Source organism: Microbacterium umsixpiens, from assembly GCF_053543675.1.
This window is the reverse complement of the sequence record NZ_JBLVOH010000199.1, coordinates 6,363-6,735: the sequence shown is the minus strand read 5'-3', so window position 1 is coordinate 6,735 and position 373 is coordinate 6,363. Positions and strand designations below refer to the sequence as shown.

Below are 373 nucleotides of genomic sequence, written 5' to 3'. Positions count from 1 at the left end.
CGAGCATCGTCCGGGCCGGGCTCGACACCGCGACGCCGCTGAGCGTGAGGACGTCGGCTGCGGGCAGCAGTGTGTCGTGGAAGACCACGCGCGCGCTGGTGACCGGACGGATCCGACGATCCACGCAGCGCTTGACGTGATGCACGACCGGCGGCGTGTCACCGGCGCCGTGCACCCACGCGGCCGTCTGGTGGCATGCGGCGGTGCCCGGCCGGACGAGCGCGGCGATGGTGCTCGCCCGTACATCCGGCCCCTCGACGAGATCGGCAGGGATGTACGCGTCACCCACGTCGACCACATGGCCGTCGATGCGGGCCGCGCTGAGTTCGGTCTGGCTCAACCGCTCGCCGGGGACATAGAGGAACGCGGGGTG

The 373-nt window shown here is 71.8% G+C and carries 1 pseudogene; it reads right to left on the bottom strand.

The features are described from left to right. Positions 1 to 373: pseudogene (locus tag ACNPM4_RS17575) on the bottom strand (SAM-dependent methyltransferase); the annotation flags it as partial.